A 25056-nucleotide genomic window follows, 5' to 3' on the forward strand; every position below is an offset into this window, starting at 1 on the left:
ATCCTGAAAATCGCCGAACTGCTTCGTGATCGCCGCCGTCAGCGTCGTCTTGCCGTGGTCAACATGACCAATCGTCCCGATGTTCACATGCGGTTTCGAACGCTCAAACTTTTCCTTCGCCATACCCCTGACGCCTCATGATCTAGGGGGCCGTTTCGACCCCGGTTCCGTATCCGCGCGCTCGTTACCCGAGATGCGGGGGGAAAATCAAGCGTCAGTTGCTGACTGGTACCGGGCAGGGCGTGGTGTCGGTCGGAACGCAGTCTTCAGGCACACCCTCGGCGGCAGAGGCTTCGGCGACCGCCTCCGCCGGATCGGTCTCCGCCGCTTCGGCGATCGCGGCGATCTCGGCAGCATCGGCGGCCGCGGCATCGGGATCGATATTGAACCAGTCGGGGTTTTCAAGCATCCAGAGCTGGACCCGGCGGGCCGCATTCCGGGCAAGGATCTGCATCTGCTGCTCCCGCGTACGGGTAAGACCGGATCCGATGATCGACTGCGCGCTCGTGCCTTCGAAAACGGTGATCTGGTTCGGCTCTTCATGCAGCTTCGCCTCGGCCGCGTCGTCCCAGACATTGGCGGAAATCACCAGAACGGATTTCGGCGACAACAGCACCGGAATCCCGGGTATCGCCAGTGCATAGCCATCCACGTTGATCGCGATATGATAAAGCCGGTCCCCTTCATAGGCGCCGAAACGGCGGTCGATCTCGGCCTGCAGCACCGCTTCCCATTCCTCCGGCGTCGCGTTCCGGGACGGGGGAACCTGCTGCATGTTGTCGGCAACGACGATGTTGAAGGCGAGCCGGAAGTCGCCCATGTCGGGCAGATCTTCCTCCAGCGGATCGGGCGCGGCACAGGCCGACAGCAAACCAGCCAGGCCAATGGCGGCGATACGGGTCATCAGACGCATGAGGGCTCCCCCGGAAAACAGCAGCGGCCCAGCCATACCGCAGCGCGCCCCGGCACGCAACGACACCAGCGATTGACGCAGGCCGAGCCCGGCATAGATGACGGGTGAAGGAGTGTTGCGATGCCCGATCCGGTTTCGGTTCCCCTGACCACACGGCCTCTGGGTGTGCTTGAGAGTTACCGTGCCGCGCGGCGCAATATTCTGGAGATCATCCCGCTTGCGGCACTGCACCAGCCGATGATCTCGGGCCGGACAGGGCCGCAGCGCTGGCACATGCTGATGGCGCCCGCGGCGATCCGTCGGGTGCTGCTGGAAGCGGTGGAGAACTATCCCAAATCCGAGGCGACCAAATCGATCCTGAAACCTGCCATCGGCAACAGCCTGTTCATTGCCGAAGGGGCCGACTGGCGCTGGCAGCGCCGGGCGGTGGCGCCTGCGTTTTCCGCCCGGAACGTGGCCGCCCTGACCCCGGTCATGACCCGCGCCGCCGAGGCCTCCGCCAGGCGGATCGCGCAACTGGCAAGACCCGGGCGGGCGGTCAACCTGCTCGACCAGATGGTCGCAGCGACCTTTGATGTCATTTCAGAGGTCTGTTTCGGCGCCGATGGCGGGCTTGGTCAGGCTGAGGTTCACGGCGCGCTGGAGGCTTATATCGATCAGGCCGCGCGGGTCAGTGTTCTGGATGTGCTGGGGCTGCCGAACTGGCTGCCGCGGCCGGCGCGGGTTGGCGCCGCGCGCAGCCTGGCCCGGATGCAGGCGGATGCAGATGCCGCCATCACCCGCCGCCGCAAGCAAGGGCCGGGCACCGACACGAACCTTCTGGATCTGTTGCTGGACGCAGCCGACCCGGAGACGGGCCGCGCAATGACGACCGAGGAGTTGCGCGAAAACCTGCTGACCTTCATCGTGGCGGGCCATGAAACCACCGCGCTGACCCTGTCATGGGCGCTCTATCTATGCGCTTTCGACCCCGAGATACAGAACGCCGCGCGCGGTGAGGCGCAGGAGGTTCTGGGCGCCCGTCCCGCCGGGGCCGGGGATGTCGCGGCGCTTCCCCTGACCCGGCAGATCATCGAGGAGACGCTACGACTCTACCCCGCCGGAGGGTTCCTGTCGCGCACCGCCAGAGCCACCGACCGGCTTGGCGATAATGAAATCCGGCCCGGCGACACGGTGATGATCCCGGTCTACGCGCTGCATCGCCATCGCGACCTCTGGGACAGGCCGGACGCCTTCCACCCTGCCCGTTTCGATGGCCGCAGCAAGATCGACCGCTACCAGTTTCTGCCGTTCAGCGACGGTCCGCGGATCTGCATCGGGGCCAGTTTCGCGATGCAGGAAGCGGTGGTGATCCTGGCGACGCTGCTCACCCGGTTTCACTTTGCTGCCATCAGGGGGCGTGCGCCGAAGCCGGTGATGATCCTCACGCTAAGGCCCGAGGGCGGCGTGTGGCTGGAAGTGACGCCTGTCTGAGACCCCCCGCAGCGCGGGGCGCGGGCCGCGGCATTCCGGACCTTCGCCGCCTAGCCTTTGACCCCGCCCGCCAAAGGCGCAGCCACACCGCAGATGTTCTGCAATGCGGCCCATTCCTCTTGGGTCAGGATCGGCCCCGCCTCCACAAACCCGACACTGGCGGCGGCTGCAGAGGCCTCGATCCGGCTCAGAAGCTCGGGATGGGTGTTCAGATGCTGGAAGACGCCCAGTTCGATATCCAGGCCCTGATCACGCAGCCGTTCGAAAAAGACGCCGAGCGAACCGGGCGAAACACCGGCATTTGCCAGAAGCTCGTGGGCATAGGCATCGGCCCGCGCCTCCGCATCGCGGCTGTAGGACGAGGTGATCAGTTGCTGGGTCACGACTGCGGCGGCCGAACCGCCCAGAAAATCGCCATAGAGCAACCCGATGATCCCGAAGGATCCCATGCCCTGCAACACAGCCCGCATCCCGTCACGATGGGCCACATGGCCGATCTCGTGGGCGAGCACGGCGGCGACCTCCTCCGGGCTCTCCGCGGCTTCGATCAGGCCGCGGTGAAGTGTGACATGTCCGCCCGGAAGCGCGGTTGCATTCAAGGACGGATCGGACACGACGCGCGTACGCAGCGGGAAGGGCAGCACGACCCCCTGGGTCAGCCGGGCCTGCATCGCCGCCAGCGCGGCATCGCCCGCCGGGCTGCTGCATTCATGGGCGCCTCGGGCGGGATAGATCTGGTTGAAGTAGGTCTGACCCAGAGCGATCTCGGTCTGGGGAGGGATCATCTCGGCCCCCCGGTCAGCCATGAAGGGAACCAGACCGAACAGGATCGCGCCGAAGGCCGCCGCCGCGGCGCCGATCATGCCCAGAACCTTCAGCAGAGAGCCGCTCGCGGGACGCAGCGGCCTGAGTTCCGGAATTGCCAGTACCAGAACGCGCAGCGCCTCGGCCTCGCGGATCACCAGACGCGCCGGATCGGTGTCGTCGGGCGTGAAGATAAATGCATCTTCCCGCGCCTGATCTGGCACCTGCCGCATATCGGCAAGAGACCAGCGCTGCACGGTATGGGTTTCGACATCCCTCAGCTCCAGCACCGCTTCGGGCCCCTCACCCGATACCCGCAGGCTGACGCGCCTTTGTACCGGGCTGATCCCGTCATAAAGCTCGGCATAACTCATCGCGGTTTTCGCGGCGAAATCGGAGTTGCCAATGGACTGCAGCATCAGAAGGCAGCTCCCACGTCGAGCGCGTCCGCAAAGCCGCCGGCGTCGCGCGTGTCCTCGCGGTCGCGCTGGCGGATCGTCTCCAGAAGCTCGGGTTCATGAATTTCCAGCGTCTCGGCGACATGGCGGACCATGGGAAAGGTCAGGAAAAGCTGGCGGAACACGTTGTAGAATACCAGGATCAGCATCACCGCCATCGCGGAGGTCAGCACGATCAGCGTCACCGGCGGATTTTCGGCCAGATCGCTGGATGTGACCCCGACTGCGGCCATAACGCCGAACGCCAGGGCCAGGATGAGAGCGGCGGCAAGACCGCTGGCCACGCCGGTCAGGATACCGCCCAGGATATGGATCCGCACAAGGCTCCGCGTGCGGGGGTGGATATCGAATTCCAGCCCGTCGCCAAGGGTCTTCATCGACGCCATGATCCGGAAGGACGCGACCCGGTAATAAGCGGCGAAGAGAAGGATCAGAAGCCCGGCGGGATAGATCGCCAGAAACGGCCAGGTGGTGCCCGAGACATCAAAAAGCGGCATCCCGTTCGGATCCGTTCCGATCTGCCTCCAGTTGGAGTTGAGAACGCCGTAGACCATCATAGCGACGGTACCGTAAAGGCAGAGCAGAAACGGGATGACCGGGCCGTAAAGCTGCCCGAAATGGCCGAACTGCGTAAAACGCGCGGTGCCGAACCAGCTTCGGTCAGTCAGGTATTTTTCGAGCTGAAAGGTCCTGAGCGGCAGCAGCAGCCCGAAGGACAGAAGTACCAGAAGCCCGTAGAGGCAGGCGCGCCATGCATAGCCCCAGGCCCCGGGCGACATCGCGAACCGGATACCGCGCCAGCGTGAGCGCGACAGGATGTAGCGTCGCGCCCGGTAACGCGCCACGAAGATGATCGGGATCAGCGACAATGGCGCAAGCGTCAACCCGTAGATCAGAAAGGCGGACGCGCCCTGCGACGTGAAGATCGCGGCCAGCATGGCCAGGGCATTGAACAGCGCCAGATAGATCGCCAGAAGGATGATCGCGAAAAGGAATCCGATCAGCTTTTCCTGACCGGTGCCGGTATATTCCATCGGCGTACCGCCGGGGCGGACCGAGGACCAGTACCAGCGCCGGAAGCGGGTGGTCTGCCAGAAGCGGTAAAGCCCGAATGTGACGACTGTCAGCAGTCCGGTCCTGAACGCCAGTTGAAACAGGTCGCCCCTGTCTCCCGCAAACTCCGTCTTAAGTGCCGACATGGCGTCCCTTTACGTAAACCGATTATCCCGGGGAAAGCCGCGCGGGGCCATCCGGCCCGCGCTGGCGCGCTTGCCCGTCCATTCGGTCAAATCGGCCTCCGTCCGGGTGCGGCCGGCCGGATCGGACCAGCTCAGACCTTCGGACAGAGCAAAGGCGCGGGCGTCAGACAGGCCCCCGTCCTTGTACTTTTGCAGGCGCACGCCTTTGCCACGGCCCATCTCGGGCAGCTCCTCCAGCGCGAAAACCAGAACCTTGCGGTTCTCTCCCACGGTGGCGACATGATCGTCGCCCGGTGCGAGGGGCTTGCAGACCTTCGCGGTCACTTCGCCCCTGACATTCAGCACCTGTTTGCCTGCGCGGGTCTGCGCCACCACATCGGCCTGGGGCACGACAAACCCGTCGCCCGCCGAAGAGGCGACCAACAGTTTGCCGTCAGGCTGATGAATGAACAGATCCACGATTTCGACCTCATTGGGCATGTCCACCATCAGGCGGACGGGCTCCCCCATCCCACGGCCTCCAGGCAAATTTGTGGCAGAAATCGTGTAAAATCTGCCGTTGTTTCCAAAACATAGCAACTTGTCGGTGGTTTCCGCATGAAACGCGAAGCGCGGGCCATCACCGTCGCGGAACTTCAGCTCGGCGCCAAGGTCGATATGTCCCTTCATCGCGCGGATCCAGCCCATCTTGGAGCAGACCACGGTGATCGGCTCCCGCTCGATCATTGCTTCCAGCGGCACGTCCTCGACCTCGCCGGCTTCGGCGAACTGGGTGCGGCGGGCGCCGAAATCCGTGGTCTTGCCGAACTGCTTGCGGGTCTCGCGAAGCTGATCGGCGATCGTGGACCACTGAATGGTGTCGTTTTCCAGCAGATCCTCAAGGCCCGCGCGTTCCTCCATCAGGGCTTCCTGTTCGCGCAGCAGTTCGATCTCCTCCAACCGGCGCAGGGAGCGCAGGCGCATGTTCAGGATCGCTTCGGCCTGCACCTCGCTCAGTTCCCCTTCGCCGGTCGGCGGCGACACGTAGTCCGCTTCGGAAGTTGCCCGCACGAAGTCACGCCCCCAATCCTCCCGCATGAGCGCGGCCTTCGGATCCTCGTCGTAGCGGATGATGTCGATCACCCGGTCGAGGTTCAGAAACGCGATGATGAACCCTTCCAGCACCTCCAGCCGGTGGTCGATCTTCTCCATGCGGTGTTCCGACCGGCGGATCAATACATTGCGGCGGTGATCGAGGAAGGCGCGCAGCACCTCTTTCAGCGAACAGACCTTGGGCGTCTGCCCGTCGATCAGCACATTCATGTTCAGACTGAAGCGCGTCTCCAGATCGGAGTTGCGATAGAGCATGCCCATCAGCAGGTCGCGATCCACGGTCTTGGCGCGCGGTTCCAGAACGATGCGGATATCATCGGCGGATTCGTCCCGCACATCGGCGAGGATCGGGATCTTCTTGGTCTGGATCAGTTCGGCCAGCTTCTCGATCAGCTTGGATTTCTGCACCTGATAGGGAATTTCCGTGACAACGATCTGCCACTGACCCCGGCCCAGATCCTCCACCTCCCATTTCGCACGCAGCCGGAAGGCGCCGCGCCCGGTGCGGTAGGTCTCCGCCATGCTCTCGGCCGGCTCGACGATCACGCCTCCGGTCGGAAAATCGGGCCCTTTGACATAGTTCAAAAGCGTGTCGTCGCGGGCATCGGGGGTCTTGATCAGATGCAGGCAGGCCTCGATCAGCTCGTCCAGGTTGTGCGGCGGAATGTTCGTGGCCATCCCCACGGCGATGCCGGAGGAACCGTTCGCCAGAAGGTTCGGAAGCGCGGCGGGAAGCACCACGGGCTCCTGCAGAGTTCCGTCGTAATTGTCCCGGAAATCGACTGCATTCTCCGCCAGCCCTTCCAGCAAGGCCTCGGCGATCGAGGTCATGCGTGCCTCGGTGTACCGGCTGGCGGCGGGGTTGTCGCCGTCGATATTGCCGAAGTTCCCCTGCCCGTCGACCAGCGGATAGCGAATGGTGAAATCCTGTGCAAGACGCGCCATCGCGTCGTAGATCGCCGCATCCCCGTGCGGGTGATAATTGCCCATAACGTCGCCACTGATCTTCGCGGATTTGCGAAAGCCGCCGGTGGAGGCCAGACGCAACTCCCGCATCGCGAACAGAATCCGCCGATGGACAGGCTTCAGCCCGTCGCGCGCGTCGGGCAGCGCCCGGTGCATGATCGTGCTGAGAGCGTATTGCAGATATCGGGAGCCGATCGCCCGGCTGAGCGACTCGGTCAGGTCTTTTTTGTCTTCTGGCGTGTTCTGCTCGCTCATTTGATCCCCCTGATACGCAAGGACCGGTCACCCGTAAAGGAACCAAAAGCGTCCAAACGGCGTTTTTCCTCCATATCAGAATCGGTGACCCGGCAATAAGATGCCGATGTCATTTGATGAGTAACGTTTTTGAGGATTACTGCCATGATCCGCCTGACTGTATTGTTATGCGCCACACTTTACGCCGGAATGATCATTCTTCCGGAAGCTCTCGACGCCGCCGACCAGCACGACAGCGCCTCCGCCAGCCCGACCGCCGACACGCCAGCGAACAGCGCGGCGGCCGATGCGTCCGTGAACCTCGTGGCACAGAGCCTGCTGGTGCCTGCGGCAATGACCGGAGACGAACCGGCGACTGCTGAGCCGATGCTGATGACCGCATCGCTCAGCACCACGACGGACGTGCCGATCGTTTCCGAACCTGCGCGCGAGCCAGCGCCGGCGATGATCATAGAGACCGCGAATGGCGAGCGGATCGAGGTGGATGCCGTCATCAATCCCGGTCTGATCGATGCGCCGGAGATGGTCAGTATCGCCTCGATCACCCCGATGCCGGTGCAATCAAACCCGGCACCGCCCGCCGCGAAAGAGGTGGTCTATGTTACCGGAAGCCGCGTGAACATGCGTGCAGGTCCGTCAACGCAGAATCCCGTTCTGATGGCGCTGGGATACGGCACGGAGGCCGAGCTTATCGAAGAGATGCCCAATGGCTGGGTCCAGATCCGCCACATGGATTCCGGTCGCGTCGGATACATGGCCGGGCGCTTCCTGTCCCCGGATCAACCCTGACCATTGCCCTTGCCCTGCCTCTGCCCTAGGCATCGACATGCACAGGGCAAGAGGACTGCATGGCAAAATCCATCCTGATCACCGGGTGTTCATCCGGGCTGGGAGAGGACGCGGCTCGGACGCTCGCCGCACGCGGATGGCGCGTTTTCGCGACCTGTCGCAACAGCCGGGATGTGGCGCGGCTGCAAGGTGAGGGGCTGGAGAGTTTCGCGCTGGATGTGGCCGACCCGGAGAGTATCGCCGAGGGTATGGCCGAGGTTCTGCGCCGCACGGGCGGAACGCTGGACGCACTCTTCAACAATGCAGGCTACGGGTTGCCGGGCGCGATGGAGGATGTGCCGCCCGCCGCGCTGCGCGAGATATTCGAGACAAATGTCTTCGGGCTTCACGATCTGACCCGCCGCGCCGTCGCCGTGATGCGGGCGCAGGGGGGATATGGCCGCATCGTTCAGCATTCCTCCGCGCTCGGGCGGGTGCCGCTTCGCTGGCGGGGCGCCTATACCGCCACCAAACACGCCGTCGAGGGGCTGACCGACACGCTGCGGCTGGAATTGCGGGGCACGGGGATCCATGTGTCGACCCTGAATACCGGGCCCGTCAGTTCGAAGTTTCGGGTGAACTCGATCCCGGGCTTCGAGAAATGGATCGACTGGGAGACCTCCGCCATCGCGGATCTGTATCGCGATCAGCTTCTGCGCCATCTTTACGAGACGACCGGCAAGGCGACTTTCCAGTTGGAGCCGCCCGCCGTGACCGCGAAACTGATCCACGCACTGGAAGCGCCACGGCCCCGCGCGCGCTACTTCATCACCACCGCGACCTGGATAGTCGAGATCGCCCGGCGCATCCTGCCGCAGCGGGTTTTTGACTGGATGGTCGCCAAGGCCTAGTCAGGGGCCACAAACCGGCTACATCGCCCGCAATCAACGAAAAGGACGTGCCATGCTTTCCGACCCGCTTTTCATTCTCGTGACGCTGGCCTGTTTCGGGGTGCTGGTGGTGCTGCTGATGGGCATCAACTCATTCCGCATAGGCGGCGAGTACAACCGCAAGAACGCCAATAAATTCATGCGCTGGCGGTTGCTGGCGCAGTTCGTCGCGGTGCTGCTCATCCTCGTTTTCGTGCTTTTCCGTCGTCAGGCAGGGGGCTGAACCAGATGGTCGTTCTGAACAAGATATACACAAAAACCGGCGATGCCGGAGAAACCGCCCTTGGCGACGGCACCCGCGTGGCCAAGCACTCCATGCGGGTAGCAGCCTACGGGACGGTGGACGAGCTGAACGCCACGCTTGGCATGGCCCGTCTGGCCGCCGAAGGCGAGCTGGACGACAGGCTAGCCGCCATTCAGAACGATCTGTTCGATCTGGGCGCCGACCTGTGCACGCCCGGCATGGAAAAGGACGCGGACCGGGAGTATCCGCCGCTTCGCATCGCCGAAAGTCAGGTGTTGCGGCTCGAGTCCGAAATCGACGGGATGAACGCGAAACTGACTCCGCTTCGCAGCTTCATCCTGCCGGGAGGGTCTGCGCTGGCCGCGCATCTGCATGTCTGCCGGACCGTGGCTCGCCGCGCAGAACGCATCAGCGTTGAACTGGCAACGATGGAGTCGGTCAATCCGGAGGGCGTGAAATATCTCAACCGCCTGTCCGACTGGTTCTTCGTCGCCGGACGTATAGCCAATAACGACGGCAAGGACGATGTCTTGTGGGTGCCGGGGGCTAACCGCTGAACACGGGCGGCGGCCATCTCGGGGCCAGCACCACACGGACGGGCCAGGCGCGGACCGGCGCATGCCGTCTTCCCGGGGGCGGGTGGCGGCCACGGTCATGCCGGTTCCCGAAGCTCGATCGGGGTGCCAGTTGGTCGCCGTTTCGCTCACCTGCGGGTCCGCTCATCCAGATCGCACACTGTGGCGTCCGGCATGACCGGTTTTCTTTCCCTGCGAAACAATCCGTGATCCCGTCTGACGGCGCAAGGACCTTGGGTCCTCCATCCTGCCGCGGCCACGGCGGCACTTGTCATCCGGCACCAGATCGATGCCGGAAGGCCTCTAATATCAGGGGGCCTGCGCCGCAGCCCGTTTCGCGCCGAAGACTACCCGGGTTATCCCAATAACCGCCTTCCTCTGACCGCTTCTCTCCTGTTTCGGCGGAACGGCACGACCCTGCCGCTCCGGCGGTAACGTTACGGGATCGCCAATTGACGAGTGGGAATTCTGATATACTCTAAAGGTATATACAAATCAGGGCGCACCATGTTGCCACGCCGTCAGCCAGATGCCTACAGCCGCGCCGAATATGTGTCGGACGCGGTGGTGCATGTGTCGGGACTGTCGGCGGCGATGATCGGCGGTCCGGTGATGATCACACTGGCCGCCGTCTGGATTGGTGACGCCACGATCATCACGGCCACGGCTATCTACAGCGTCTGCCTGATCGCGATGCTGCTTTGCTCGGCGCTTTACAACATGATCCTGACGCCAAGCTGGCAGGATCGGCTGCGCCGCATCGACCAGTCCGCGATCTATCTCAAGATCGCAGGAACCTACACCCCGGTGCTTGTGTTGACCGGGGCCCATGCCGGGTGGTTTCTGGCGGGCATATGGGGCGTGGCGCTGGCCGGTGCCTCTATCATCCTGTTCAGCGCCCGGCGCCACCGCTACCTCGCCCTGGCGCTTTACCTGGGCCTGGGCTGGGCCGGGGTCGCCTTTGGCGGGCCGATCCTCGCGGGTCTCAGTCAGGCCGGGCTGATCCTCCTGCTGATCGGCGGGTTGACCTATACCGCCGGTGTCGTCTTCCACGTGTGGGAAAACCTGCCCTTTCACAACACAATCTGGCACGTCTTCGTTCTGGTGGCGTCGGGCGTGATTTACGCCGCCGTTCTGGTCGAGCTGGCCCACGCCGCCGGCAGTTGACGTAACATCAGAGCAACGTAACGCGGCGTCGCAAATCTCTCCTGCGTCGATTTTGGACTGTTTTCACCTGCCCAAGAACGATAACAAACCTCGGGAATGAAGGATGTGTCTGGGCCATTCCGCCCGGTGCAAGAACAGGAGTGACGTGCAGATGAAGGTGTTGGTGCCTGTGAAGCGCGTGATTGACTACAACGTGAAGGTCCGTGTGAAGGCGGACGGGTCCGGGGTCGATCTCGCCAATGTCAAAATGTCGATGAACCCATTTGACGAGATCGCCGTGGAAGAGGCCATCCGCCTGCGCGAAGCCGGCAAGGCGGAAGAGGTCGTCGCTGTATCGATCGGTGTCAAACAGGCGCAGGAAACCCTGCGCACCGCGCTGGCCATGGGCGCCGACCGGGCCATTCTGGTTATCGCCGCCGACGATGTTCACCAGGATATCGAGCCGCTGGCGGTCGCGAAAATCCTGAAAGCCGTGATCGACGAGGAACAGCCCGGGCTGGTTCTGGCCGGCAAACAGGCCATCGACAACGACATGAACGCCACCGGCCAGATGCTTGCCGCCATTCTGGGCTGGTCTCAGGCCACATTCGCGTCGGGCATCGAGATCGACGGCGACAGCGCGAAAGTCACCCGTGAGGTCGATGGCGGTTTGCAGACCATCGACGTGAAGATGCCCGCCATCGTCACGGTCGACCTGCGCCTGAACGAGCCGCGCTATGCCAGCCTGCCGAACATCATGAAAGCCAAGAAGAAACCGCTGGATGAAAAGACGGCCGCCGATTACGGCGTCGATGTCACACCCCGGCTGGAGATCCTGAAAACCGCCGAGCCCGAAAGCCGCAAGGCCGGGGTGATGGTCGGTTCGGTTGACGAACTGATTGCGAAACTCAAAGACGAAGCGGGGGTGATCTGATGGCTGTTCTGGTTCTTGCCGAAGTGACCGACGGCGCGCTGGCGATGGATGCCACCGCCAAGGCCGTGACTGCCGCGAAAGCGCTTGGCGATGTGACCCTGCTGTGCGTCGGCGCATCGGCCAAAGCCGCCTCGGAAGAGGCCAGCACCATCGACGGTGTGGCCAAGGTGCTCTGCGCCGAAGACCCGCTTTACGGCCACCGCCTGGCCGAGCCGGTCGCCGATCTGATCGTCAGCCTTGCGGGCGACTACACCCACATCACCGCACCCGCGACGACGGATGCGAAAAACATCATGCCGCGCGTTGCGGCGCTGCTCGACGTGATGGTGATCTCCGACGCGACCGCCGTGGTCGATGCCGATACGTTCGAGCGCCCGGTCTATGCGGGCAACGCGGTCCAGACAGTGAAATCCTCCGACGCCACGAAGGTCATCACCTTCCGGACCTCTACCTTCGATGCGGCGCCCACCGGCGGCGCCGCTCCGGTGGAGATGATCGGCGCCGCGGGCGATCCCGGCCTCTCCTCCTGGGTGGAAGACAAGGTCGCGGCCTCCGATCGGCCCGAACTGACCTCCGCCGGCATCGTCGTCTCCGGCGGGCGCGGCGTGGGCTCTGAAGAGCAGTTCGCGATCATCGAAGGTCTGGCCGACAAGCTGGGCGCCGCGGTCGGGGCCTCCCGCGCGGCGGTCGACAGCGGCTACGCTCCGAATGACTGGCAGGTGGGACAGACCGGCAAGGTCGTGGCCCCGGATCTTTACATCGCCGTTGGCATTTCAGGCGCGATTCAGCACCTTGCCGGCATGAAAGACAGCAAGGTCATCGTTGCGATCAACAAGGACGAGGAAGCGCCGATTTTCCAGGTCGCCGATTACGGCCTTGTTGCGGATCTTTTCGACGCCGTGCCCGAGCTGACCGAAAAACTCGGCTGACCCCGGGGCCATCGTTTCACGCTGAAAAAGCCCGTCGGTCCGACCGGCGGGCTTTTTGTCATCCGGCAAGACGTTGCGCCAGTTCCTCCGCCGCGCGGGCGTGAACCATCGGGCCCGGCAGCACCCTGGCCGCCGCCTCCTCCCGGAGCGCGAAGAACATGCCGCGGGTCGGCGTCTGCCGCTCCGCCTCCGCTGTGACCGCCAGACTGAGCGACGCGGCCTCCGCAGCCACCTCCTCCAGCATGTCCGCGGTGATGAACAGCGGGTCGCTGCCCAATGCATTCTCCCTCGGCTCCTGCTCAGGGGTATGATCGGCGATCCAGAGCAGATGCACGGGCACCTTGATCCGCCCCATCAGCTGGCGCATTCGGGCAAGCCAGGCCTGTTGCAGTTCGTCCACCACGATCCGGAACCGGTCCCTTGACAGCACCTGCAAGGTCGACAGCATGTGCCGCGTGAAATGAAACTCGGTAAAATCGACGTCCCGATAAATAGTCTGCAGCAGGCTGGAGGCTTTCAGGAACCTGTCATTGCGGCGCGGATGCACCTGATAGAACCGGTTGGTCATGTTCTGGGCCCCGGTGATTTGCAGCACCACCGCGTCGGCCCCTTCGATAGCCCCGGCGATCGCCTTGTCATTCAGGATCAGATCAAGCCCGCCATTCATCGCCCCCATATTCACCACAGGGCGATCCAGCCGATCGCCCAGTTGCTCGGGAAAGGGCGCACTGACGAACTTTCCATAGGTCTCCGACGCACCGAGACAGAGTATGTATGGTCCGCTCAGATCCTGCGCCGGACCGCGAAACATCATTTGCGAGCCGGGATACTGTACCGGCTGATATTCAAGGGGCCCATGCCCCGGTTGTGCAAAGCTCATCGCTTGGCTCCCACCTTGTTTCGACTCACCCGAGCCCAATCTCGCGCGGAGCCGTTTCCAAAGGGCTAAACGGCAAAATTGAGGAGCTTTTTCGCAGAATCCATCACGGTTCAGGGCCCTTGTGCGCAGGCGCGAACGAGGCCTATGGTGCGGCGGAAATCGGACGCGGAAAGGATGCCAGGCATGGACATTCAGAAGATCGGTATCGTCGGCGCGGGACAAATGGGCAACGGCATCGCCCATGTCTGTGCGCTTGCGGGCTATGACGTTGTTCTGAATGATATTTCCCAGGATATGCTCGACAAGGCCTTGGCCCTGATAGACCGCAATCTGGAACGCCAGGTCAGTCGCGGAAAAATCAGCGATGAAGAAAAACAGTCCGCCATGGCGCGGATTTCCACGACGCTGGTTCTGACCGAACTGGGGCCGTCAGATCTGATTATCGAAGCCGCCACGGAACGAGAGACCGTCAAGCAGGCGATCTTCGAAGATCTTTTGCCGCACCTGAAACCCGAAACGATCCTCACGTCAAACACATCCTCGATCTCGATCACTCGGCTGGCCAGCCGCACCGACAGACCCGAGAAGTTCATGGGCTTTCACTTCATGAACCCGGTGCCGGTCATGCAACTGGTCGAACTGATCCGCGGCATCGCCACCGACGAGGCGACGTTCGCCGCCTGCAAGGCGGTGGTCGATAAGCTGGGCAAGACCGCCGCCACGGCGGAGGATTTCCCCGCCTTCATCGTCAACCGGATCCTGATGCCGATGATCAACGAAGCGGTCTACACGCTCTATGAAGGCGTCGGTAATGTCCGCTCAATCGACGAATCGCTGAAACTGGGAGCCAACCATCCGATGGGGCCGCTGGAGCTTGCGGATTTCATCGGTCTGGATACCTGTCTGGCAATCATGAACGTCCTTCACGACGGGCTGGCGGACACGAAATACCGGCCCTGCCCGCTGCTCACCAAATATGTCGAGGCCGGTTGGCTTGGCCGCAAGACCGAGCGCGGGTTCTACGACTACCGTGGCGACACGCCCGTCCCGACACGGTGAATGCGGGCGGAAGCCGGTTCGCAGCGTTGGCGCGAAACCTGCGGTGCCCGGCGCAGATTACGCCTGATCGGGGTTCTCTTTCAGCGACAGCGTCCTGGCGCGCAGCCACGCCATGAACTGGCGCGGGTTTCCGATCCGCGTTTCCCAATCCGCAGGCGGTATCGGGTTGCCGATGATCGGGGCCTGCGGCTTGTCGAATGCGTGCACGACTTCATGGATCAGCATGCCCTGCCGCAATACCGGGGAAATCCGGTTGGCGATCTGATACCAGCGTGAATTGGACCCCTGGAAGAAACAGGGCACGATCGTGGCTCCGGATTTGCGGATCATCTTGGCGGTGAACACGTTCCATTCCGCCTCGATCGCGGGGCCCATCATGGTTTTCGAGGCCGCCACCACGCCGGAGGGGAACAGCGCGATCAACCCTTTGTGCTCCAGATGGTCCATGGCCTGCGCACGCATCTCGATCATCATCTTCTGCGCATCCGGCTGATGCGGGAACGGGACCGGGATCATGTAGCTGGCCGCGCTGTCGTCGATCCCTGTGAGAATGGAGCGGCTGAGAATCCGATAATCGTCACGCCGCCGCCCGATCAGGTCGGCCAGAATCATGCCATCGACAAGCCCGTGAGGATGGTTGGCGACAAACACGACCGGACCCGCCGAAGGGATGCGGTCAAGCTGCGCCTGCGGGGTCTGCAATTCTATCCCCATGGCCTTCATCGTCGCGGGCCAGAAGGCCTGACCGGACGGGGCACCGAGACGCTCGAACTCGCGCACGCGGCGCATGATCGTCAGCTTTCCGGTCATCCATTCGATGGCCTTGATGGAATGCCGCGTCAGAGCGCTGTCAAAGGAATTGGCATAGGTCAGCGTGCGGTGGTCGTACACAATGGAAGAGCGCCGGCCAACCTGCCGATTTCTGGGTTTCACACTGGGCGTGGTGATATCGGTCAACGCACCCTGTCCCCTCGGGCTTCCCTCGGCACGGGGTCAGTTGCCTTCGCCAAACTTGTCGGCCACCAGGGCTTCCAATGCATCGGCCAAGGCCTCGGCATCCGTGCCACATGTTTCAACCTCAATAGAGGTTCCTTGAGAGGCTGCCAACATCAAAAGGCCCATAATCGAGTCCCCGGCAGCACTTAGCCCATCCCGCCTAACGGTCGCCTTGGCGTCAAATTCCTCGACGACTTCGACGAATCTGGCCGAGGCGCGGGCGTGCAGCCCCTTGATGTTCACGATCTTCAGATCGCGGATGACCGGGTCGCTCATTCAGGGGCACCATCGAAGCTGTCGATGTAGCGCCGTCCGGCCTCGGCCGCGCGGTCGACTGCGATCTCGACGGGCAGATGCCGGGACTTCGCCAGCTTGATCAACATCGGCAGGTTCACACCAGTCAGGATCTTGCGGTTCTGTGGCCGGCAGGCCTTCAGCGACAGGTTGGAGGGCGATCCGCCATACATATCGGTCACCACGACCACGCCATCCCCGGTATCGACCTGATCCGCGGCTTCGCAGATCTCGAACATCCGCGCGGCCCGGTCGTCATCGGCACCGACCGGGATCGCGATTACCGCTGCCTGCTGGCCGACAACATGCTCGGTCGCGTTCAAAAGCTCCCGCGCCAGGCCTCCATGTGCAACGATAACGATACCGATCAACTCTTGTGCTTTCCGGCTTACGGCGTCTGGATTACGCCACGCCTCTCCAGTTCCCGATGTCTTTTAGACACCTGCCATCCGGCACGCGCAAGATGGGCGGCCAGGTTTTCGGCCATTGCGACCGACCGGTGTTGCCCCCCGGTACAACCGAAGGCCACATTCAGATGACTTTTGCCCTCGTCACGATAGGCGGGCAGTAGCGTTTCGATCAACTGCGTCACCTGATCGGCGAAGGCCGGAAACCGGGGATCGTCGGCGATGTAAGCCGCCACCGCAGGGTCGCGGCCATCCAGTGCGCGCAGATCGTCCCGCCAGTAGGGGTTGCGCAGGAACCGGCAGTCGAAAACCAGATCGGCACCGGTGGGCAGCCCGCGCTTGTAGGAGAATGACTGAACCGATAGCGCCAGCTTCTGCTGCCCGCCCGAGGCAAACCAGCGGTTGATCTCGGCGCGCAGGTCATGGGGCGTCATCTCGGATGTGTCGATCAGAATACCGGCGCGGGCCCGCACCGGGGCCAACAGATCCTGCTCCAGCCGGATGCCGAGCATCGGCTGGTCTTCCGGCGCCAGCGGGTGGCGACGCCGGGTTTCGGAGTAGCGGCGCTCCAAAACCTCGGCGGCACAATCGAGAAAGACCAGGTCGGCGAGGATTTCGGGATCGGCGGCAAGCCTGTCGACCGCGGCGATCAGGGCCTGTGCGCTGAAATCGCGATTTCTGGGATCCGTGCCAAGCGCCAGCGGGCGGGTGATCGGCGGGCCCTCCAGCAGCCGCGGCAGGAGGCTGAGCGGGAGATTGTCGATCGCCTCGAAGCCCAGATCCTCCAGCGCGCGGATGGCCGTGGACCGGCCTGCTCCGGACGGACCGGAGACAAAGACGACCCGCGCGGCTTCCTCCGCCATGGCGGTCAGGGCACCGTCTTCCTGTCGGGATCTGTCTGGCTCAGGCATCGGGTTCTCCACCAAGGGTGCCGGGGGCTCAAGCCACGCGTCCGCCGCGCAGATACTGGATCAGCACCGCCCAGAGCGTGGGCTGACCGGCGCCATGGATCAACTCCGCGCTGGCACCGGCCCAAGCGACCTTCCGTCGCGGCGGCAGGCGCCGATTGTCGTCGCGGCCAAGGTCCACGGCCAGCCGCAAGGGGACCGGAGCCCGGGCGAGGCCCGCGGAGAGAAGGCCCACATGCCGCGCCTCGATCATCGCGGGCGCCTCGGGCGGCGCGCTCAGCATCAGGGTCCCGTCGCGCACCGAAACCCACACACCGTCATCCGCGATAAGGTCCGCGCCATGGGCCATCAGCATCAGCGCGAGAGCCGATTTGCCGCTCCCCGACGGGCCGAGCAGCAGCACGCCCTGCCCTTGCAGGCTAACGGCAGTCCCATGGCAATGCAGGTGATCCTCGAACGCGGTGCCGCAGGTTTCCAGAGCACGGACAAGAACGGCCGCGTCCTGATCCATCGCGTCAGACCGGCAGGCCGACCACGAAACGCGCACCAAGCGGTTCGGAGGTCACGTCGGCTTCGGTCGGGCGGATGTTCTCCGCCCAGATCACCCCGCCATGCGCCTCGACAATCTGCTTGGAAATCGCAAGGCCAAGCCCGGAGTGATCGCCGAACTGCTGCACCGGGCGTTCCGAATAGAACCGGTTGAACACCTTGGTCAGCGCCTCTTCGGGGATGCCGGGGCCGGTGTCCTCGACAACGATCAGCACACGGTTTTGGCGTTTGCGCGCCCAGATACGGACCGCGTCGCCCGGCTGACAGAAGGAGATCGCATTGGTGATCAGATTGACGAACACCTGCGCCAGACGCCCCTCCAGACCATTGATGAGGATCGGTTCCGGAGGCAGATCGGCAATGAAGTCCACGCCGGACTTCTCCGCTTCTTCGCCGTGATAGCCGCTCAGGCTGTCCAGCATGCGGATCAGGTCGAACTCCTCTTCCTCCTCCTTGACCAGGTCGCTGTCGAGCCGGGATGCATTCGAGATATCGGACACCAGCCGATCCAGTCGTTTCACGTCATGTTCGATGACTTCCAGCAAGCGGTTGCGCTGATCTTCCGTCTTGGCAAGCCGCATGGTGCCGACGGCCGATTGCAGCGACGCGAGAGGGTTCTTGATCTCGTGTGAGACGTCGGCCGCGAATTGCTCGTTTGAATCGATCCGGTCATAGAGGGCGCCGACCATTCCGCGAAGCGCCCCCGACAGCCGCCCGATCTCGTCCGGCCGCCCGGTCAGGTCGGGGATGCGAACGCGAGTGGGGCTCATCTTGCGGGCGTTCTTGTCCCGGCCAAGCTCGGCGGCGGCGGAGAGATCCGACAGCGGATTGGCGATGGTCGAGGCCAGAACCAGGCTGAGACCGATCGAGACCAGCAGCGCGATCACGAACATCTGCAGAAGCTGTTCGCGTTCTGCACGCACGAGCTGGTCGATCTCGCCCGCGGCCGTGGTTACAGCGACCACACCGATCATGCCGTTGCTGCCCTCGATCGGGGTGGCCGCGGTATAGACAGTGCCGGTGGTCTCCACCCCGCGCCGCATCACGGTGCCGCCGTTCAGCGCGTAATCGATAAGCGCGCGGGCCAGTTGCTCTTCATCCGGTGGAACCGCGGGTTCGTTCTCGTTGGACAGAAGCGCGGCGATACCGTCCCAGACAGTATTGAGGAAGTCGGTGATGAGCAGCGTTCGCGGAGGCCGGTCATCATCAAGGCCCTGCACCGGGCGTACGGGGTTACGCGCAACCGTGTCGGTGGAGGCGACCAGAACCCCGGAGGACGCATATACAAAGACATCCACGCCTTCGGTCAGGCCGATGCGGCTCAGGACCTCCTCGGGGTTGATGCCGTCGCCGGTGATCAGGTCGGCGGGCGCATTTCGGGGCAGGCTCGCCTCGAACACATCGGCGATCAACTGCGCCTCGATCGCCAGCCCGCGTTCGCGTTGCAGGACAAGGCTGTCGCGAAACGGGTTCAGATAGAGTACGCCCGCGACCAGCACCACGATGGCCAGCAGGTTGAAGACAATGATCTTGCGCGCCAGAGGCGACCGCTTGAGCGAGAACATGCCGCGCCGCTGCCGCGCTGCGCGCAATTCGGATTCGACCGCACCCTGCGGCCGATCCCAGTCCTCCCCAAGCACGATATCCGCCCTGTCCCGGGCGCGCCTGTTGGTCATGGAAAGATCCGAAGCCAGGGTCATCTACTCTTCGTTGTAGCGATAGCCGATGCCATAGAGCGTCTCGATTGCGGAAAACTCGTCATCCGCCTGCCGCATCTTCTTGCGCAGCCGCTTGATATGGCTGTCGATGGTCCGGTCATCGACATAGACCTGCTCGTCATAGGCCACATCCATGAGCTGATCGCGGGATTTCACGAAACCCGGCCGCTGCGCCAATGCCTGCAGCAGCAGAAATTCGGTCACGGTCAGCGAGACATCGTTGCCTTTCCAGGTAACCGCATGGCGCAGCGGATCCATCGACAATTGTCCGCGAACCAGCACCTGGCTTTCCTCGGGCGTGTCGGTCGCGTCCGATGCGATCGCTTCCTGCCGGCGCAGGATCGAGCGGATCCGCTCGACCAGCAAACGCTGTGAAAAAGGCTTCTTCACATAGTCGTCCGCGCCCATGCGCAAGCCCATCAGTTCATCGATCTCATCATCCTTGGAGGTGAGAAAAATGACCGGAACCTTGGATTTCTGCCGCAAGCGCTGCAACAGATCCATCCCGTCCATACGCGGCATCTTGATATCCAGAACGGCAAGCTCCGGCATCCGCCGGGTGAACGCATCCAGCGCGCTCTGGCCATCATTGTATGTTTCGACCTCGAAACCCTCTGCCTCAAGGGTCATGGAAACGGAGGTCAGGATATTCCTGTCGTCATCGACAAGCGCGATCCGTGACATGCTGTCATCCTTATACTGCTCGGTTGCCTTATTTTTTCCTCATTCTCCGGTTTTCGCGCTTTAGAATCAATCTCTAACTTGCGAATCGCGTGGGCGGCGCGCTTCTATTCAGACCTTTTCGGCGTTAAAGCCGCCCTAATGGTGCAAAAATGTTTCGCTTTGGTTGCGCTAACTGTGCGGCTCTGTCCTGTTCACCGCCAAAATCGTCATGTTATATGGGCCACGCACCGGTGGGCTGACGCACTCACCGACGGGATTTCCACCCTAGGACCGGACCAATCCGGACAAGGAGCTTGCATATGAAAATCGGGCGCGTGAACCCAGCCCAGACGCTGGACCAGCAAGGCATCACAGGGCTAGGCACCGTCTATTACAACCTGCTGGAACCCGCCCTGATCGAAGAGGCGCTGAAACGCGCCGAGGGCACGCTGGGCCAGGGTGGGGCGTTGCTGGTGACCACGGGCAAGCACACGGGCCGGTCCCCGAACGACAAATTCGTGGTGCGCAGTGCATCGGTCGAAGACACGATCTGGTGGGACAACAACGCCCCGATGGAACCTGCGGCCTTCGACCGACTTCACGCCGACATGCTCAGGCACATGCAGGGCCGCGACTATTTCGTCCAGGATCTCTACGGCGGCGCCGACCCGGATCATCGGCTGGATGTGCGTCTGGTGACCGAACTGGCGTGGCACGGGCTGTTCATCCGCCATATGCTGCGCCGCCCTGAAGCCGAGGAGCTTGCCCGTTTCGTTCCGGAGTTCACGATCCTGAACTGCCCCGGGTTTCAGGCCGACCCGAACCGCCACGGATGCCGCAGCGAAACGGTTATCGCCTTGAATTTCGAGAAGAAACTGATCCTCATCGGCGGCACCGCCTATGCCGGCGAAAACAAGAAATCTGTGTTCACGCTGCTCAACTACATCCTGCCCGGCAAGGGTGTGATGGCAATGCACTGCTCGGCCAATCATGCGATCGGCAACCCCGGGGATTCGGCGGTTTTCTTCGGTCTGTCCGGAACCGGAAAAACGACGCTGAGCGCCGATCCGGGCCGGGTTTTGATCGGCGATGACGAACACGGCTGGTCCGAGAACGGCATCTTCAACTTCGAGGGCGGCTGCTACGCCAAGACCATCAACCTCAGCCCGACAGCCGAGCCCGAGATCTATGCCACCACCGGCAAGTTCGGCACGGTGATCGAAAACATGGTCTTCGACCCCGACACGTTCGATCTGGATTTCGAGGATGATAGCCTGACGGCCAATACGCGCTGTGCCTACCCGTTGCATTACATCTCGAATGCAAGCGAGACCGCACGCGCCGGGCATCCCAGCAACATCATCATGCTGACCTGCGATGCCTTCGGTGTGTTGCCGCCCATCGCCCGGCTGACGCCGGCGCAGGCAATGTACCACTTCCTGAGCGGCTTCACCTCAAAGGTGGCCGGCACCGAGCGTGGCGTGACGGAGCCGGAGCCGACCTTCTCGACCTGTTTCGGCGCGCCCTTCATGCCGCGCCGGCCCGAAGTCTATGGCAATCTTCTGCGTGAAAAGATCGACCGCCACGCCGCGACCTGCTGGCTCGTCAATACCGGCTGGACCGGCGGCGCCTACGGAACCGGTGCCCGCATGCCGATCCGCGCGACACGGGCCTTGCTCGCCGCGGCGCTGGACGGCACGCTGAACAAGGGCGCGTTCCGCCGCGATCCGAATTTCGGCTTCGAGGTGCCCGTGGAGGCGCCGGGCGTGGCCGAAGTTCTGCTCGACCCGCGCCGCACCTGGTCGGTGAACGAGGAGTACGACGCCCAGGCCGCCAAGCTGGTGCAGATGTTTGCCGACAATTTCGCGCAATACGTGCCGTTCATCGACGAGGACGTGAAAGCCGCCGCCATCGGCTAAGGCTCATCCGACCCGCTGCCCGGGATACCGGAGGCGGCGGGGATATGCCCAGACCTGCGTGAAGACAGCATTCTGCTCGTCTCAGGGCCACCGCCCACTACCCTAGACTGTGGCACTCAGTGACGGTTTTGCGAGCTTCCGAAGCCATTAACCGTCAGCTGGTATCAGCGGCATCGATCAATGCGATCAGCAGCTTCCGGGAGAACCGTTTAGGCCGCATCCTGAAAGGCATCGATTACCCCGGACTTGAACGGTTTGGGCGAGACGTTCGGAAATCCGCTAACCCATCAGACCCCGGCGGACCAGATTTGCGCCCGCCACCACCAGCACGATCAGCGTGATCTTGCGAAACACCTCCGCGTCCAGCCGGTCGCTCAGCCAGAAACCCACCTGCATGCCCAGAAAGGCCGGGATCAGCAGGGCGGCCGAAAACGGCGCGGTGACCGTGTTCAACACCCCCGATTGCAGATGCCCGATCAGCAGGCTTACCGAGCCCAGGCCATAGACCACCCCCTGCACGAGCATCTGTTTCGCCTTGGGTGTCTCAAGCGCGATCAGGTACAGCACCGTCGGCGGGCCCCAGGTTCCCGTAAGCCCGCCAAGCCCGCCGGCAAAGGCCCCTATGCCCCATTCCGCGATCCGCCGCCGCGCGGGGGGCACATGAAACCGCACCCCGAAAAGCTGGATCAGCGACAGGATCACCACCGGCACGCCCAGGATCAGATAGAATACCTGCGCCGGGATGACCGTGACGAATTGCGACACGAACAGGATCATGACGCAGACGATCAGAATGTAGCGCCAGTATTCAATCACCACCGCCCGGATCTGCGCGAGGCCGAAGCGGCCCGCTTGCAGGAAGTTCGATAACACGACCGGCAGCAGAATGCCGGCGATGGCCAGTTGCGGCTCCAGAAACAGGCTGAGCCCCGAGATCATGATCAGCGGCAGCGCAAACCCCACCGCACCCTTGACGAAGCCGGCCAGAAACGTGACCGCCAATGCCGCGAAAAAGGCCCAAAGCGGCATCAGGTTCAGCGTGTCTTCCATGGCCGGGTTCCCCTCGCGCCTTTCCTATAGCGCCGCTGCACTGCAAAACAAGTGAGACATTTTCGGTCTCTTGCGCAACGATTGTTGTATTTTTCTTGCGCTGCACCTGCAAAATCCCTAATTCCGGTCCAGACCCGTGATGACAGGAGAGCGCCCATGCCCCATGATGGACAGCCTATGCAGAGTGACAGCCCTGAAAGCGCGATTTTGCCCGATCTGCTGGCGCTGACCGGCGCGGCCGTGCCGCCGGTGGAGGCGCTGCTGGCAACCGCTACGGACCGCGTCCGCGCCATGGTCAGCGAAGACGGCAGACTCTCCGCCCCCGCGCTGGAACAGAACCAGACCGCGGCCCATGGGTTGGCATGGCTGGCCACCTACGTGGAATCACTTCGCCAGATGCAGAACTGGGCCGAGCGCCTGCAGGCCGAGGGGCGGTTCGGCGAGACCGAGGCGCTGCTCCATCAGATCGCCTTCGGCGAGTATCTCTGGCAGATCTATGGCGGCATCCCCATGAGCCAGGGCGAGATCCTGCGGATGCAGGATCTCGGACTCAGCCAGGACGACCAGCGCGGCATGATGGCTCCCGCCGTCATGACGCTGTGCCAGTCGGGCAACACGCAGGCGGCGCGGCTTCGGCTGGTGGCACTGATGCAGGAACGGACGGCAGATATCACCATTGGCGCGACGGGTCTCGACGACGAGTTGGAGATGATCCGCGCGCAGTTCCGCCGCTATGCGGTGGAGAAAGTCGAACCCTTCGCCCATGACTGGCATCTGAAGGATGAGCTGATCCCGATGACGGTGATCGGGGAACTGGCCGAAATGGGCGTCTTCGGCCTGACCATCCCGGAGGAATACGGCGGCTTCGGGCTGTCGAAAGCGTCGATGTGCGTGGTGTCCGAAGAACTCTCTCGCGGCTATATCGGCGTGGGCTCACTCGGCACCCGCTCGGAAATCGCGGCCGAGCTGATTCTGACCGGCGGCACCGATGAACAGAAGCAGAAATGGCTGCCCCGGATTGCATCGGCCGAGACCCTGCCCACGGCGGTCTTCACCGAGCCCAACACCGGCTCCGATCTGGGCAGCCTGCGCACCCGCGCGGTGAAGGACGGCGAGGATTACCGGATTACCGGCAACAAGACATGGATCACCCACGCCGCACGCACCCATGTAATGACGCTGCTGGCCCGAACCGACCCGGAGACCAGCAATTACAAGGGCCTCAGCATGTTTCTCGCGGAAAAAGAGCCGGGCGACGATGCCAATCCTTTCCCGACGGAGGGCATGACCGGCGGCGAGATCGAGGTTCTGGGCTATCGCGGCATGAAGGAGTACGAGCTTGGCTTCGACAATTTCCGCGTGAAAGGAGAGAACCTTTTGGGCGGCGTCGAGGGCCAGGGTTTCAAACATCTGATGGAAACCTTCGAAAGTGCCCGCATCCAGACCGCAGCGCGCGCCATCGGCGTGGCCCAGTCGGCGCTGGATGTCGGCCTGCAATACGCGCAGGACCGCAAGCAATTCGGAAAATCGCTGATCGCGTTCCCCCGTGTCGCCTCCAAACTCGCGATGATGGCCGTGGAAATCATGGTGGCCCGGCAACTTACCTATTTCTCCGCCGACGAGAAGGACCATGGCCGCCGGTGCGATCTGGAGGCGGGAATGGCCAAGCTGCTTGGCGCCCGCGTGGCCTGGGCCGCGGCGGATAACGCGCTGCAAATCCATGGCGGCAACGGCTTCGCACTGGAATACAAGATCTCGCGCATCCTCTGCGACGCGCGGATCCTGAACATCTTCGAAGGTGCGGCCGAGATCCAGGCGCAGGTCATCGCGCGGCGGCTTCTGGGCTAGGCACCGGGGTCGCGCGTGCCCTCGGCGGCCGGCCCTCGCCGCGATGTTCGGGCGGCGGG

The 25056-nt window shown here is 63.1% G+C and carries 25 protein-coding genes; 11 read left to right on the forward strand and 14 right to left on the reverse strand.

Features of this window, described 5'->3' with window-relative positions; translation table 11 throughout:
• Window positions 1-123: GTP-binding protein (locus D9R08_RS17600; RefSeq protein WP_233557566.1), on the reverse strand; the 123-nt coding region annotated here is incomplete at its 3' end.
• A 91-nt stretch (window positions 124-214) separates the two neighbouring features.
• Entirely contained in the window at window positions 215-913 is a 699-nt protein-coding gene (locus D9R08_RS17605) for a hypothetical protein (RefSeq protein ID WP_233557562.1), read from the reverse strand.
• A gap of 120 nt (window positions 914-1033) precedes the next feature.
• Between D9R08_RS17605 and D9R08_RS17610 the strand changes: the two genes are divergently transcribed.
• Window positions 1034-2386, forward strand: a complete 1353-nt coding sequence (locus D9R08_RS17610) for a cytochrome P450 (RefSeq protein ID WP_121899440.1) — start codon at window positions 1034-1036, stop codon at window positions 2384-2386.
• 50 nt (window positions 2387-2436) lie between these two features.
• Here the strand turns inward: D9R08_RS17610 and D9R08_RS17615 are convergent, their stop codons facing one another.
• The 3 genes from D9R08_RS17615 to D9R08_RS17625 are packed head-to-tail and all read right to left on the reverse strand — an operon-like array spanning window position 2437 to window position 7160.
• On the reverse strand, window positions 2437-3609 hold the full coding sequence (locus D9R08_RS17615) for a M48 family metallopeptidase (RefSeq protein WP_121899443.1): 1173 nt from the start codon (window positions 3607-3609) through the stop codon (window positions 2437-2439).
• Entirely contained in the window at window positions 3609-4847 is a 1239-nt protein-coding gene (locus D9R08_RS17620; protein WP_121899445.1) for a DUF898 family protein, read from the reverse strand. Before D9R08_RS17620 ends, D9R08_RS17615 begins: the two co-directional genes overlap by 1 nt.
• 9 nt (window positions 4848-4856) lie before the next feature.
• Entirely contained in the window at window positions 4857-7160 is a 2304-nt protein-coding gene (locus D9R08_RS17625; RefSeq protein ID WP_121899447.1) for a DNA topoisomerase IV subunit A, read from the reverse strand.
• Window positions 7161-7304: 144 nt separating this feature from the next.
• Between D9R08_RS17625 and D9R08_RS17630 the strand changes: the two genes are divergently transcribed.
• The 7 genes from D9R08_RS17630 (at window position 7305) to D9R08_RS17660 (ending at window position 12706) form a co-directional block, all read left to right on the forward strand.
• Window positions 7305-7949: an SH3 domain-containing protein gene (locus D9R08_RS17630; protein ID WP_121899449.1), complete on the forward strand. Its 645-nt coding sequence runs from the start codon at window positions 7305-7307 to the stop codon at window positions 7947-7949.
• Window positions 7950-8008: 59 nt separating this feature from the next.
• Window positions 8009-8839: an SDR family NAD(P)-dependent oxidoreductase gene (locus tag D9R08_RS17635; protein ID WP_121899451.1), complete on the forward strand. Its 831-nt coding sequence runs from the start codon at window positions 8009-8011 to the stop codon at window positions 8837-8839.
• 52 nt (window positions 8840-8891) lie between these two features.
• Window positions 8892-9101 carry a twin transmembrane helix small protein gene (locus tag D9R08_RS17640; RefSeq protein ID WP_121899453.1) on the forward strand — a complete coding sequence of 70 codons (210 nt, stop codon included), beginning with the start codon at window positions 8892-8894 and terminating at the stop codon, window positions 9099-9101.
• Window positions 9102-9106: 5 nt separating this feature from the next.
• Window positions 9107-9679 (forward strand): cob(I)yrinic acid a,c-diamide adenosyltransferase, encoded by a 573-nt coding sequence (locus tag D9R08_RS17645; RefSeq protein ID WP_121899454.1) that lies wholly within the window; start codon window positions 9107-9109, stop codon window positions 9677-9679.
• 525 nt (window positions 9680-10204) lie between these two features.
• The gene (gene trhA / locus D9R08_RS17650) at window positions 10205-10864 is read left to right on the forward strand and encodes a PAQR family membrane homeostasis protein TrhA (protein WP_121899455.1); all 660 of its coding nucleotides are present in this window, start codon (window positions 10205-10207) and stop codon (window positions 10862-10864) included.
• A gap of 151 nt (window positions 10865-11015) precedes the next feature.
• A complete protein-coding gene (locus tag D9R08_RS17655; protein WP_121899456.1) occupies window positions 11016-11777 on the forward strand; it encodes an electron transfer flavoprotein subunit beta/FixA family protein in 762 nt (253 codons plus the stop codon).
• Window positions 11777-12706: an electron transfer flavoprotein subunit alpha/FixB family protein gene (locus tag D9R08_RS17660; RefSeq protein ID WP_121899457.1), complete on the forward strand. Its 930-nt coding sequence runs from the start codon at window positions 11777-11779 to the stop codon at window positions 12704-12706. Before D9R08_RS17655 ends, D9R08_RS17660 begins: the two co-directional genes overlap by 1 nt.
• A gap of 58 nt (window positions 12707-12764) precedes the next feature.
• Here D9R08_RS17660 and D9R08_RS17665 read toward each other — a convergent pair whose 3' ends face one another.
• On the reverse strand, window positions 12765-13829 hold the full coding sequence (locus tag D9R08_RS17665; protein WP_325048905.1) for a DUF6473 family protein: 1065 nt from the start codon (window positions 13827-13829) through the stop codon (window positions 12765-12767).
• On the opposite strand from D9R08_RS17665, the gene D9R08_RS17670 reads away from it, so the two are divergent.
• On the forward strand, window positions 13770-14645 hold the full coding sequence (locus D9R08_RS17670; RefSeq protein ID WP_121899507.1) for a 3-hydroxybutyryl-CoA dehydrogenase: 876 nt from the start codon (window positions 13770-13772) through the stop codon (window positions 14643-14645). The genes D9R08_RS17665 and D9R08_RS17670 overlap by 60 nt on opposite strands.
• Before the next feature lie 57 nt (window positions 14646-14702).
• Here the strand turns inward: D9R08_RS17670 and D9R08_RS17675 are convergent, their stop codons facing one another.
• The 7 genes from D9R08_RS17675 to D9R08_RS17705 form a co-directional block, all read right to left on the reverse strand.
• Window positions 14703-15593 carry a lysophospholipid acyltransferase family protein gene (locus D9R08_RS17675; RefSeq protein ID WP_233557567.1) on the reverse strand — a complete coding sequence of 297 codons (891 nt, stop codon included), beginning with the start codon at window positions 15591-15593 and terminating at the stop codon, window positions 14703-14705.
• 45 nt (window positions 15594-15638) lie between these two features.
• Window positions 15639-15917, reverse strand: coding sequence for an HPr family phosphocarrier protein (locus D9R08_RS17680; protein ID WP_121899459.1), 279 nt, complete (start codon window positions 15915-15917; stop codon window positions 15639-15641).
• Entirely contained in the window at window positions 15914-16306 is a 393-nt protein-coding gene (locus D9R08_RS17685; protein ID WP_121899460.1) for a PTS sugar transporter subunit IIA, read from the reverse strand. The genes D9R08_RS17680 and D9R08_RS17685 overlap by 4 nt, the downstream gene beginning before the upstream one ends.
• Before the next feature lie 17 nt (window positions 16307-16323).
• A complete protein-coding gene (rapZ, locus tag D9R08_RS17690; RefSeq protein ID WP_121899461.1) occupies window positions 16324-17205 on the reverse strand; it encodes an RNase adapter RapZ in 882 nt (293 codons plus the stop codon).
• Between the two features lie 76 nt (window positions 17206-17281).
• Complete coding sequence (locus D9R08_RS17695; RefSeq protein ID WP_121899462.1) at window positions 17282-17761, reverse strand: HPr kinase/phosphorylase; 480 nt, start codon at window positions 17759-17761, stop codon at window positions 17282-17284.
• 4 nt (window positions 17762-17765) lie between these two features.
• Window positions 17766-19475: a sensor N-terminal transmembrane domain-containing protein gene (locus D9R08_RS17700; RefSeq protein ID WP_199709428.1), complete on the reverse strand. Its 1710-nt coding sequence runs from the start codon at window positions 19473-19475 to the stop codon at window positions 17766-17768.
• A 24-nt stretch (window positions 19476-19499) separates the two neighbouring features.
• Window positions 19500-20201 (reverse strand): response regulator transcription factor, encoded by a 702-nt coding sequence (locus D9R08_RS17705; protein WP_121899464.1) that lies wholly within the window; start codon window positions 20199-20201, stop codon window positions 19500-19502.
• A 299-nt stretch (window positions 20202-20500) separates the two neighbouring features.
• Here D9R08_RS17705 and D9R08_RS17710 point away from each other — a divergent pair, with 299 nt between their 5' ends.
• The gene (locus D9R08_RS17710; RefSeq protein WP_121899465.1) at window positions 20501-22099 is read left to right on the forward strand and encodes a phosphoenolpyruvate carboxykinase; all 1599 of its coding nucleotides are present in this window, start codon (window positions 20501-20503) and stop codon (window positions 22097-22099) included.
• A 279-nt stretch (window positions 22100-22378) separates the two neighbouring features.
• On the opposite strand, the gene D9R08_RS17715 is transcribed toward D9R08_RS17710, so the two are convergent.
• Window positions 22379-23149 carry a sulfite exporter TauE/SafE family protein gene (locus D9R08_RS17715; RefSeq protein ID WP_121899466.1) on the reverse strand — a complete coding sequence of 257 codons (771 nt, stop codon included), beginning with the start codon at window positions 23147-23149 and terminating at the stop codon, window positions 22379-22381.
• Window positions 23150-23305: 156 nt separating this feature from the next.
• Here D9R08_RS17715 and D9R08_RS17720 point away from each other — a divergent pair, with 156 nt between their 5' ends.
• Window positions 23306-24997 carry an acyl-CoA dehydrogenase family protein gene (locus D9R08_RS17720; protein ID WP_121899467.1) on the forward strand — a complete coding sequence of 564 codons (1692 nt, stop codon included), beginning with the start codon at window positions 23306-23308 and terminating at the stop codon, window positions 24995-24997.
• The last annotated feature ends 59 nt before the right edge of the window (window positions 24998-25056 follow it).

This window comes from Rhodophyticola porphyridii, from assembly GCF_003688285.1.
Lineage (GTDB): Bacteria > Pseudomonadota > Alphaproteobacteria > Rhodobacterales > Rhodobacteraceae > Rhodophyticola > Rhodophyticola porphyridii.

What these genes read in the sequence shown, in the direction of transcription:
- rapZ (WP_121899461.1), bottom strand. Translation starts at nt 17,205, where the DNA reads ATGGCGGAGGAAGCCGCGCGGGTCGTCTTTGTCTCCGGTCCGTCCGGA.
- D9R08_RS17705 (WP_121899464.1), bottom strand. Translation starts at nt 20,201, where the DNA reads ATGTCACGGATCGCGCTTGTCGATGACGACAGGAATATCCTGACCTCC.
- D9R08_RS17710 (WP_121899465.1), top strand. Translation starts at nt 20,501, where the DNA reads ATGAAAATCGGGCGCGTGAACCCAGCCCAGACGCTGGACCAGCAAGGC.
- D9R08_RS17635 (WP_121899451.1), top strand. Translation starts at nt 8,009, where the DNA reads ATGGCAAAATCCATCCTGATCACCGGGTGTTCATCCGGGCTGGGAGAG.
- D9R08_RS17615 (WP_121899443.1), bottom strand. Translation starts at nt 3,609, where the DNA reads ATGCTGCAGTCCATTGGCAACTCCGATTTCGCCGCGAAAACCGCGATG.
- D9R08_RS17605 (WP_233557562.1), bottom strand. Translation starts at nt 913, where the DNA reads ATGCGTCTGATGACCCGTATCGCCGCCATTGGCCTGGCTGGTTTGCTG.
- D9R08_RS17700 (WP_199709428.1), bottom strand. Translation starts at nt 19,475, where the DNA reads ATGACCAACAGGCGCGCCCGGGACAGGGCGGATATCGTGCTTGGGGAG.
- D9R08_RS17645 (WP_121899454.1), top strand. Translation starts at nt 9,107, where the DNA reads ATGGTCGTTCTGAACAAGATATACACAAAAACCGGCGATGCCGGAGAA.
- D9R08_RS17680 (WP_121899459.1), bottom strand. Translation starts at nt 15,917, where the DNA reads ATGAGCGACCCGGTCATCCGCGATCTGAAGATCGTGAACATCAAGGGG.
- D9R08_RS17655 (WP_121899456.1), top strand. Translation starts at nt 11,016, where the DNA reads ATGAAGGTGTTGGTGCCTGTGAAGCGCGTGATTGACTACAACGTGAAG.
- trhA (WP_121899455.1), top strand. Translation starts at nt 10,205, where the DNA reads ATGTTGCCACGCCGTCAGCCAGATGCCTACAGCCGCGCCGAATATGTG.
- D9R08_RS17665 (WP_325048905.1), bottom strand. Translation starts at nt 13,829, where the DNA reads ATGGGCGATGCCGTTGCCCATTTGTCCCGCGCCGACGATACCGATCTT.
- D9R08_RS17630 (WP_121899449.1), top strand. Translation starts at nt 7,305, where the DNA reads ATGATCCGCCTGACTGTATTGTTATGCGCCACACTTTACGCCGGAATG.
- D9R08_RS17715 (WP_121899466.1), bottom strand. Translation starts at nt 23,149, where the DNA reads ATGGAAGACACGCTGAACCTGATGCCGCTTTGGGCCTTTTTCGCGGCA.
- D9R08_RS17695 (WP_121899462.1), bottom strand. Translation starts at nt 17,761, where the DNA reads ATGGATCAGGACGCGGCCGTTCTTGTCCGTGCTCTGGAAACCTGCGGC.
- D9R08_RS17660 (WP_121899457.1), top strand. Translation starts at nt 11,777, where the DNA reads ATGGCTGTTCTGGTTCTTGCCGAAGTGACCGACGGCGCGCTGGCGATG.
- D9R08_RS17640 (WP_121899453.1), top strand. Translation starts at nt 8,892, where the DNA reads ATGCTTTCCGACCCGCTTTTCATTCTCGTGACGCTGGCCTGTTTCGGG.
- D9R08_RS17720 (WP_121899467.1), top strand. Translation starts at nt 23,306, where the DNA reads ATGCCCCATGATGGACAGCCTATGCAGAGTGACAGCCCTGAAAGCGCG.
- D9R08_RS17620 (WP_121899445.1), bottom strand. Translation starts at nt 4,847, where the DNA reads ATGTCGGCACTTAAGACGGAGTTTGCGGGAGACAGGGGCGACCTGTTT.
- D9R08_RS17625 (WP_121899447.1), bottom strand. Translation starts at nt 7,160, where the DNA reads ATGAGCGAGCAGAACACGCCAGAAGACAAAAAAGACCTGACCGAGTCG.
- D9R08_RS17670 (WP_121899507.1), top strand. Translation starts at nt 13,770, where the DNA reads ATGGACATTCAGAAGATCGGTATCGTCGGCGCGGGACAAATGGGCAAC.
- D9R08_RS17610 (WP_121899440.1), top strand. Translation starts at nt 1,034, where the DNA reads ATGCCCGATCCGGTTTCGGTTCCCCTGACCACACGGCCTCTGGGTGTG.